Below are 7,964 nucleotides of genomic sequence, written 5' to 3'. Positions count from 1 at the left end.
CGCCCCTTGAGCATCCCATGATTCACCAAAAGCGTCCGCATGGCATTGCGCGTCACCCCCAACAACTCCGCCGTACGCAACTGATTAAACCCACAAAACGCAAACGCCTCCCGCACGATCAAATCCTCGATATCGTGCAACAACGAATCCCCGGGCACCTCGAACAACCGCAGCAACTGCTCCCGCACCACCTCCTGCGGAATCCTCGGCGCCCCGCTGTTAACGCTGGCATGCATCGCACTCAGCCCCGCAGAAAACTTCAAGTGCGACGGCATGATCGGCCTGTCCCCAGCCACCAAAAGCGCCAGGTGCACCACATTCTCCAGCTCACGAATATTCCCCGGCCACGGATAATCCAGCAACGCCTGGGTCGCCGACTCCGACAACATCGGCTCGGCGATTTTCAGCCTGGCACTGTAGAGCCGCCGAAAATGCTCAACCAACGGCAGGATATCCAGCGGCCGCTCACGCAACGGCAACACCTGCACCTGCGCAACGTTGATGCGATAGAACAGGTCAAGGCGAAAGTTGCCCGCCTCCACCGCCTGCTCCAGGTCGATGTTGGTGGCCGTCACCAGCCGGATATTGATCTTGATCGGCTTGCGCGACCCCACTCGCACCACTTCCTGCTCCTGCAATACCCGCAGCAGCTTCACCTGCAACGGCAGCGGCAAGTCACCGATCTCATCGAGGAACAGGGTGCCGCCATCGGCTTCTTCAAACCAGCCGATCCGCCGCCCCGAGGCCCCGGAAAACGAGCCGGCCTCATGCCCAAAAAATTCGCTTTCCGCAAGGTTCTCGCTGATGGCCCCACAGTTCACCGGCACAAACGCACCGGTGCGGCCGCTGGCGCTGTGGATATAGCGCGCCACCAGCTCCTTGCCGGTGCCGGTCTCGCCATTGATCAACACCGGCGCTTCACTGGGGCCAACACGTTGCAAATATTCGAGCAGTTGCAGGGAACGCGGGTCGGCAAAAACCAGTGCCTTGGCGCGAATCGACAACGGGTCTTTTTCGCCCTGGGGCAAAGTCAGGATCGGCGTGGGATGCCCGTGGGGACGGTTCATGAAGAGTATTTCCCGGCGACGAGGTGAAGGTACGTAAGGGAACTTTACTCAGTCGCGCATATAACTAGAAATATTAAAAATTCATTAGTACATAACCGTTTATCGACGATGCGCCAGCGACCTCACGCAATGATCCCCCAGGCTTTGCACGCCCTGGACCAGCACCACCAACACAATCACCGTCACCACCATGATCTGGTTATTGAAACGCTGGTACCCATAACGAATCGCCAGGTCCCCCAGGCCGCCACCGCCAATCACCCCGGCCATGGACGAAAAGCCGATCAGCATCACCAGGGTCAGGGTCAACCCCGCAAGCAACGCAGGGAGCGCCTCCGGCAGCAGCACCTTGAAGATCACATGCCGAATATCTCCACCCATGGCAACGATGGCTTCGATGCGCCCCTTGTCCACTTCGTCCAGCGCGTTCTCGACAATCCGCGCAAAGAACGGAAAGGCGCCAATGGTGATCGGCACCACGGCGGCGGTGCTGCCCAATGTGGTGCCAACGATCAACCGGGTCAGTGGAATCAAGGCAATCAGCATCACCACAAAGGGCAATGAGCGGCCCAGGTTGATCACCGCACCCAGCACACGGTTCACCCGTGGCAGCGGGAACAGCCCGCCGCGGCGACTGACAAACAGCAGCACCCCCAGGGGCAGGCCGATCAGCAAGGTAAAGACCGCCGCCAGCAGCACCATGTACAGGGTTTCGCCAGTGGCCGTGAGCAGCAGTTGCAGGATGTCGTTCCAGTCCGTTTTCATACTGCCCTCACCGCTGGCAGGCTGGGGGCCAGTGAGCGGCCCAGGCTTGAGGCGGGATCGGCCTGCAATTGAATCAGGCTGCCGCTTTCCACCACGCGCCCATTGGCCAGGGACACCGCGCTGTCGCAGATAGCCTTGACCACATCCAGCTCGTGGGTGATCAACACGATGGTCACCCCCAGTTGCCGATTGATACTGCGCAGCAGTTCCAGGATCGACGCGGTGGTTTCCGGGTCGAGGGCGCTGGTGGCTTCGTCCGACAGCAAATAATCCGGGCGCGCCGCCAGTGCCCGGGCGATGCCGACGCGCTGCTTCTGGCCGCCGGACAGTTGCGACGGAAACGCCAGCGCCTTGTCACTCAGGCCGACCAGTTCCAACAATTCCTTGACCCGGGCAACGCGCTCGGCCTTGGGCTGGCCGGCGATTTCCAGGGGCACCGCCACATTGTCGGCGACGTTGCGTGAATGCAGCAGGTTGAAACCCTGGAAGATCATGCCGATACGCTGGCGTTGCTGGCGCAGTTGCTTGTCACTGAGCAGCGTCAGGTCCTGGCCGTCCATGAGGATGCGCCCGGAAGTCGGGCGCTCCAGCAGGTTCAGGCAGCGCAGCAAAGTACTCTTGCCCGCCCCGCTCCGCCCCACGATCCCGAAGATCGAACCGTCGGCAATCTGCAATGACACGTTATCCAGCGCCGGCGGCTGGCCATCGGCGTAGGTTTTGCTGACCTGCTCGACGACGATCATTCGACAGCTACCGGAATCACCGAGCCTGCATATTTCTCGGTGATGAACTTGGCCACCTCCGGCGAATTCAGGTCCTTGGCCAGCTGTTTGATCCGTGGGTCGTCCTGCAATTTCGGGGTGGTCACGAGGATATTCGCGTAGGGATTGCCCTGGGCTTTTTCCAGCCCAAGGGCATCCTTGGCCGGTGACAGGCCGGCCTCGAGGGCGTAGTTGCCGTTGATCACGGCGAGGTCGACATCATCCAGGGCACGAGGAATCTGTGGTGATTCGATCTCGAGGATCTTCAGGTGCCTGGGGTTCTCGGCAATGTCCTTGGGCGTTGCCTGGTCCTTGGCCGGGTCGTTGAAACCGGGCTTGAGCGTGATCAGGCCGTTGGCTTGCAGCAGGTACAGCGCACGGCTCAGGTTGGTGACGTTGTTGGGCACGGCCACGGTGCCTTTATCCGGCACCTGGGCAAAGCTGGTGTGGCGATGGGAATAGATACCCAGCGGCTCGATATGTACGGTGGCCGCCACTGTGAATTTCTGGCCGAGAGCCTGTTCCTGGGAGTGCAGGTACGGCAAGTGCTGGAAGTAGTTGGCGTCCACATCACCGTGGGCCAGCAGTTCATTGGAGTTCACGCCGTTGGGGATTTCGATGATTTTCAGCTGCAGCTGCGGGTCGAGCTTCTGCACGTATTCGAGGATTTGCGCGTGGGGAATCGGGTCCGCCGCCACACGCAGGGCCTCGGCGGCCTGGGCGTCGAAGGAGGCAATCAGGACGGCCAGGGCCAGGGCTGTTTTCTTGAGCATGGTGATGTTCCTTATCAGGCGGACAGGGCTTGGGGAATCGTGGCATCGGCGTAAAACCGTTGGGCGACATCCGGATGGGAACGCAGGCGGCCCTTGAGGTAGTTCCAGCCGACGTCCCGCAGCAGCGGGTTACGCGGGTCACTGGTGGGGCCGTGGGCATCGCGCAGCAACTCGGGCGGCAACTGATACACCGGCACCACCGCGTCCAGTTGCGCACCGAGGAAAAACGCCAGGGACAAACGCTCGCTGCCCAGGGGCGGCGATTCGACCCGGTGCACCGTGGCACGCAGGTAGCCGTTGGTGGCCAGTTCCAGCAACTCGCCGATGTTCACCACCAGGGTGTCGGGGCGCGGCAAGGCGTCGATCCAGCGGCCCTCCTCCACTTCCACTTGCAGGCCGGCCTGCTGGTCTTGCAGGAGGAAGCTGAGAAAGCCGGAATCCTTGTGGGCACCGACACCCTGACGACTCTGCAGGGCGTGGCGGCCGGGGTAGCGGATCAGCTTGATGTGTTCGTTGGGCTTGTCGCCATACAGCGGGTCGAAAGCGTTTTCCGGCAGCGACAAGGCCTGGGCAAAGGCGCGCAACAGGCGCAGGGACATCTGCGTCATCGCCTGCTGCCAGGCCAGTAACAAGGGCTTGAGTTCGGGCAATGCGGCAGGCCACTGGTTGGGGCCTTGGAGGCGCGACCAGGCCGGTGAGTCCGGGCCCTGTTGCAGCGGCTCACGCTCGGCGCCGAGGTCGAACTGTTCACGCAGGTCCGGCTGCCCCCGGGTGATCTCCGACGCGGCGCGGTTGTAGCCGCGAAAGTGCGGGGAGTTGATCATGCCGACAGCAAGCTTGTCGGCCTCCGGCAAGGCGAAAAACTGGCGCGCCTGCTGCTGCACCTGGGTGAGCAACCCGGCGTCGATGCCGTGGCCGGTGAGGTAGAAAAAACCGATATGCCGCGCAGCGTGGCGCAGGTCATCGAGAAACTGCCCACGCTGGGCCGGGCTGCCGTCGAGCAGCGCCAGGTCCAGCAGGGGCAAGGTGTTGATTGCCAGCGGGTGCGACATTGGGTGCTCACTCCATGAACAGGTACGTGGAGTGGTGAAGCTAAACGATCTAAAAACCCCGCAATAAATACCTTTTTGGCATTAGCTTAGGTTGGCGCGTTCGCCGCCCTGGCTTCTTCCAGCAGGGCCTGGATGACTTTCTCCTGATTGTCGTAGCGGCCCTCGCCGAAATGGCTGTAGCGCACTTTGCCGGTGGCATCGAAGAAGTAATGGGCCGGCCAGTACTGGTTATCGAAGGCGCGCCAGATGCGGTAGTCGTTGTCGATGGCCACCGGGTAATGGATGTCCAGCTTCTTGACCTGGCTGCGTACGTTATCCAGGACTTTCTCATAGGCGTTTTCCGGCGTGTGCACACCGATCACCACCAACCCGTCCCTGGCGTACTTCTTCGCCCACTGATTGACGTACGGCAGGCTGCGCTGGCAGTTGACGCAGTCGTAGGTCCAGAAATCCACCAGCACCACCTTGCCCTTCAGGCCCTCGGCCGTCAGCGGCGGCGAGTTGAGCCAGGCCACCGCGCCGTCGAGGGACGGCATGCGCTCATCGGACTGGCTGAAACTTTCGGCATCGACGTTGTTGATCAGGTAGTTCACCGCCTTGGGCACGCCGACCAAGGCAACCACCAGTGCCAACAGCAGCAGGCCTTTTGAGCGGCGCAGGTATCGGATGAAGTTCATGGGTGTCACCTCGTGGCCGGGGGTGTTTCAGCGCGTTTGCGAGCCGCGCCGTTTTGCGCCAGCGGCGTGTTCTGGAAGCAGGTTTCACTGCCAGTGAGTTTTTTCGCGGTGGCGGCATTCACATCCGCCGCCACACCCGCCAGGGAAAACGCCAGGGCGCTGAGAAAGCTGTTGAGTGGGGTCATGGCCGGTCTCCTCAGCTGCCTTCAAGGCAATTGCTGGAAAATTTGCGGTAGTCGAGGACGTGGCGCTGGCCCTCGGAATCGAGGTAGGTCAGGTGCGAGTTGACGATGCCGCACAGCGCGCCACCGGACTCTTCGGAGATCGACAGCACCTGGTGGATATCCGGCTGGCTGGCGGTGGTTTCGGCATGGGCGGCAACACTCAGGCCAGTGAGTAAGGCAAACAGGCAACTGGCATAGGCAGCTTTGATGGTCATGGGTGGTTCTCCGGGGTTCAAGTGGGCCGAGGCGGATTACCTCGATGGGCTCATTTGAACCTTGCGAGGTATCCGGATTGTGTCGGCCAGGCCCGGATTTTTGCGTCGATGTGTATCTCGTCACCGCCAGATACACTGCAATACAAAGGGCACAAGGCAAGCCCGCCGCCAGTGGCTAGACTGCGCATCAATGACTAATCAACGAGGAAGGCAGCATGGATCACGTCGATCACATTCTGATTGTCGATGACGATCGGGAGATCCGCGAACTGGTGGGCAACTACCTGAAAAAGAACGGCCTGCGCACCACCGTGGTGGCTGACGGCCGGCAGATGCGCAGCTTCCTCGACACCACGCCCGTGGACCTGATCGTGCTGGACATCATGATGCCCGGCGACGACGGCTTGCAGCTGTGCCGCGAACTGCGGGTGGGCAAGCACAAGGCCACGCCGATCCTGATGCTCACCGCGCGCAACGATGAAACCGACCGCATCATCGGCCTGGAAATGGGCGCCGACGATTACCTGGTCAAGCCCTTCGCCGCCCGTGAACTGCTGGCCCGCATCAACGCCGTGCTGCGGCGCACACGGATGCTGCCGCCAAACCTGGTGGTGACCGAAAGCGGCCGGCTGATCCGCTTTGGCCGCTGGCGCCTGGACACCACCGCCCGCCATCTGCTGGACGAAGACAACACCCTGGTGGCCTTGAGCGGTGCCGAATACCGTTTGCTGCGCGTCTTCCTCGACCATCCGCAACGGGTGCTCAACCGTGACCAGTTGCTGAACCTGACACAGGGCCGGGACGCGGACCTGTTCGACCGCTCCATCGACCTGCTGGTCAGCCGCCTGCGCCAGCGCCTTTTGGACGACGCCCGCGAACCGGCCTACATCAAGACCGTGCGCAGCGAAGGCTATGTGTTCTCCCTGGCCGTGGAAATCCTTGGGGACCCGGCATGACCCTCACGTTCCGCTGGCCGCGCACCCTCGCGGCGCAACTGACGGTAATTTTCATCGTCAGCCTGCTGTGCGCCAACGCACTGTCGTTCAGTGCGCAGTTCTATGAGCGCTACATGAGTGCCCGCAGCGTAATGCTGGGCAACCTGGAAAACGACGTATCGACGTCGATCGCGATCCTCGACCGCCTGCCCGCCGCCGAGCGTGCCAGCTGGCTGCCGCGGCTCGACCGCAACGCCTACCGCTACCTGCTGAATGCCGGCGAACCCGGCGAGCCGATGGCCAGCGACAACGTGCCCATGGCCGCGACGTCGATTTCCGATGCGTTGGGAGAGCATTACCCACTGACGTTTCGCGACATCCCGGGCCTGCAAAAACACTTCCAGGCGCACCTGACCCTGGCCGATGGCAGCCCGGTCACGATTGATGTCTATCCCAAGCCGATCCCGTTTGCGTTCTGGCTGCCGGTGGTACTGGTGCTGCAACTGGTGGTGTTGCTGGTGTGCACCTGGATCGCCGTGCGCATCGCCATCCGCCCGCTGACACGCCTGGCACGGGCAGTGGAAACCCTCGACCCGAATGCCCGCCCGACGCCGCTGGACGAAACCGGCCCCACCGAGGTGGCGCATGCGGCGGCGGCGTTCAACGAAATGCAGAAGCGGATTGCCGAGTACCTCAAGGAGCGCATGCAGATTCTGGCGGCGATCTCCCATGACTTGCAGACGCCGATCACCCGCATGAAATTGCGTGCCGAGTTCATGGAGGACTCGGTGGACCGGGAAAAGCTCTGGAGTGACCTGGGGGAAATGGAGCATCTGGTGCGCGAGGGTGTGGCGTATGCCCGCAGTGTGCATGGGTCGACCGAGGCCAGTTGCCGGATCGACCTGGATGCGTTTCTCGACAGCCTGGTGTTTGATTACCAGGACATGAACAAGCAAGTGAGTTTGACCGGTAAAAGCGCGGTGGTTTTGGATACGCGGCCCCATGCATTGCGCCGGGTGCTGGTGAACCTGGTGGACAACGCGCTGAAATTTGCCGGGGAGGCGCAGTTGGAGGTGGGGTCGACGGCGGCGGGTGAGCTTTCGATCAAGGTGCTGGACCGGGGGCCGGGGATTGCCGAGGATGAACTGGTGCAGGTGATGCAGCCGTTTTACCGGGTGGAGAGTTCGCGTAATCGTGGCACTGGTGGTACAGGGCTGGGGTTGGCGATTGCCCAGCAACTGGCGGTGGCGATTGGCGGGGAGTTGACCCTGAGCAACCGGGACGGCGGGGGGTTGTGTGCGCAGGTTCGGCTGGAGCTGTGACGGGCGGTGTGTATATCCATTATTTGGGTGATGGCTTGTATCGGTTCCGCTCTTACAGCGGCTCACTTTTTAAAAGCGCAACAGTAAGAAAAACGCCCTTGCCCCACCCCTCGGCTCCTCGCCTAGGCTCGGAGTGCTCTCACTCCTGCTTCGGATCTTGGGCTGCCGTCATG

At 61.9% G+C, this 7,964-nt stretch carries 9 protein-coding genes and 1 pseudogene; 2 read left to right on the top strand and 8 right to left on the bottom strand.

Features of this window, described 5'->3' with window-relative positions:
* From HX873_RS30330 to HX873_RS30295, 8 genes and pseudogenes are all read right to left on the bottom strand, one after another.
* The coding region (locus HX873_RS30330) for a sigma-54-dependent Fis family transcriptional regulator (protein WP_177123665.1) at window positions 1-1,067 on the bottom strand (1,067 nt) is incomplete at its 3' end.
* Between the two features lie 99 nt (window positions 1,068-1,166).
* Entirely contained in the window at window positions 1,167-1,832 is a 666-nt protein-coding gene (locus HX873_RS30325) for a methionine ABC transporter permease (RefSeq protein ID WP_177123663.1), read from the bottom strand.
* A complete protein-coding gene (locus tag HX873_RS30320; protein WP_003212524.1) occupies window positions 1,829-2,575 on the bottom strand; it encodes a methionine ABC transporter ATP-binding protein in 747 nt (248 codons plus the stop codon). Before HX873_RS30320 ends, HX873_RS30325 begins: the two co-directional genes overlap by 4 nt.
* Complete coding sequence (locus HX873_RS30315) at window positions 2,572-3,366, bottom strand: MetQ/NlpA family ABC transporter substrate-binding protein (RefSeq protein ID WP_003212522.1); 795 nt, start codon at window positions 3,364-3,366, stop codon at window positions 2,572-2,574. Before HX873_RS30315 ends, HX873_RS30320 begins: the two co-directional genes overlap by 4 nt.
* Before the next feature lie 14 nt (window positions 3,367-3,380).
* The gene (locus tag HX873_RS30310; RefSeq protein WP_177123661.1) at window positions 3,381-4,418 is read right to left on the bottom strand and encodes an isopenicillin N synthase family oxygenase; all 1,038 of its coding nucleotides are present in this window, start codon (window positions 4,416-4,418) and stop codon (window positions 3,381-3,383) included.
* 86 nt (window positions 4,419-4,504) lie between these two features.
* Window positions 4,505-5,023 (bottom strand): annotated as a pseudogene (locus tag HX873_RS30305) (thioredoxin family protein); the annotation flags it as partial.
* 77 nt (window positions 5,024-5,100) lie between these two features.
* On the bottom strand, window positions 5,101-5,280 hold the full coding sequence (locus HX873_RS30300) for a hypothetical protein (RefSeq protein ID WP_087695230.1): 180 nt from the start codon (window positions 5,278-5,280) through the stop codon (window positions 5,101-5,103).
* Window positions 5,281-5,291: 11 nt separating this feature from the next.
* The gene (locus tag HX873_RS30295) at window positions 5,292-5,534 is read right to left on the bottom strand and encodes a DUF2790 domain-containing protein (RefSeq protein ID WP_087695229.1); all 243 of its coding nucleotides are present in this window, start codon (window positions 5,532-5,534) and stop codon (window positions 5,292-5,294) included.
* 215 nt (window positions 5,535-5,749) lie between these two features.
* Between HX873_RS30295 and HX873_RS30290 the strand changes: the two genes are divergently transcribed.
* Window positions 5,750-6,490, top strand: coding sequence for a response regulator (locus HX873_RS30290; protein ID WP_003212510.1), 741 nt, complete (start codon window positions 5,750-5,752; stop codon window positions 6,488-6,490).
* Window positions 6,487-7,791, top strand: coding sequence for an ATP-binding protein (locus HX873_RS30285; protein WP_003212508.1), 1,305 nt, complete (start codon window positions 6,487-6,489; stop codon window positions 7,789-7,791). Before HX873_RS30290 ends, HX873_RS30285 begins: the two co-directional genes overlap by 4 nt.
* The last annotated feature ends 173 nt before the right edge of the window (window positions 7,792-7,964 follow it).

Source organism: Pseudomonas sp. P7758 (assembly GCF_013386485.1).
In the GTDB taxonomy this organism is placed as follows: domain Bacteria; phylum Pseudomonadota; class Gammaproteobacteria; order Pseudomonadales; family Pseudomonadaceae; genus Aquipseudomonas.
This window is presented reverse-complemented; position numbering and strand designations above follow the sequence as displayed.